Source organism: Streptomyces sp. NRRL WC-3549 (genome assembly GCF_000721935.1).
Lineage (GTDB): Bacteria > Actinomycetota > Actinomycetes > Streptomycetales > Streptomycetaceae > Streptomyces.
On record NZ_KL585432.1, the window covers coordinates 44,304 to 45,478 of the forward strand.

At 79.4% G+C, this 1,175-nt stretch carries 1 pseudogene; it reads right to left on the reverse strand.

The features are described from left to right. Positions 1-1,175 (reverse strand): annotated as a pseudogene (locus IH13_RS0130875) (adenylate/guanylate cyclase domain-containing protein); the annotation flags it as partial.

Genomic DNA, 1,175 nt, shown 5'->3' on the forward strand with positions numbered 1-1,175 from the left:
CCGGCGAGCCGGGCGGCCGCCCGGCGGGTCCGGCCGGAGTCGAGCTCGATCCGGGCCGCGTCCAGTGCGACGGCCGTCCGCATCCCGGCCGCGCCGGTGTGCCGGGCCGCCCCGTCGGCGCGGGCCAGCAGCTCCAGCGCGGCCGGGCCGTCGCCGAGCAGCGACTCCACCGCGGCCCGGAACACCGGCAGGAACACCTCCGCCTCGGCGAACCGGAGGTTGTCGGCCAGCTCCTGAGCCTCCGCCAGGCAGCCGTGCGCCTCGTGGGGCCGGTCCTGGAGTGCGTACAGCACCGCCAGCGGGCAGTTCAGGGTGAGCCGGACCGTCGGGCGGCCCCCGCCGTGCGCCGCCAGCAGATCACGGCAGCGCGCCACCGCCTCGGGTGCGGGCACCGGGCCGCGCCACAGGGAGATGCCGATGGCTCCGAGCGCCCCGGCGCGCTCGGGTTCGGCCCCGGCCAGCACCGCCTGCTCCAGGGCCCGCGCCTGGTCGCGTTCCGCCTCCTCGTGCCGGCCCGCCTGCTGGAGTCGCTGCGCCAGCCGCAGGTGCGCCCGGGCCCGGCCCACCGCGTCCCCGGCCGCCTCGAAGACCGGCAGCACCGCCCGGGCCGTCGCGGTCAGCCCCGGGCCCGGGGCGCCGGGGTCCAGCACGGCGAGCGCCAGCCGGGCGTGCGCGGCCTCCACCGGCGCGGACCCCAGCTCCCGCACCCGGCGCAGCAGGACCGCCCCCGCCTCGGTGTCGCCGAGCGCCACCCGCACCTCGCCGAGCCTGCGTGCCGACCCCGCGTCGTCGGGGTCGAGGCCGACCGCACGCTCCAGCAGGCTGTGCGCCCAGGGCAGGTCGGACCGGGCGGCGGCCTGGGCCCCGGCCCGGCCGAGCGCCGCGCCCGCACGGGCGCGCAACCGCCGGGTCGCGTCGTCGAGCAGCCCCAGCTCGGCGCGGTAGCGGTAGGCGCGTTCCAGATGACCGCCGACGGCACCGTCCCCGGCCCGCAGCACACCGGGCAGTTCCGCCGCCCAGGCGTGGCGGTCGGCCTTGGCCCGCTTGGACAGCGATCCGTACGTCACCTCGTGCACCAGCCCGCTGCTGAACCGGTAGGCCGCCGTCTCCGGGCCCCTCGCCGGCGCCGGTTCCACCAGCCGCCGGCGGCTCAGCCTGTCTCTTATACACATCTC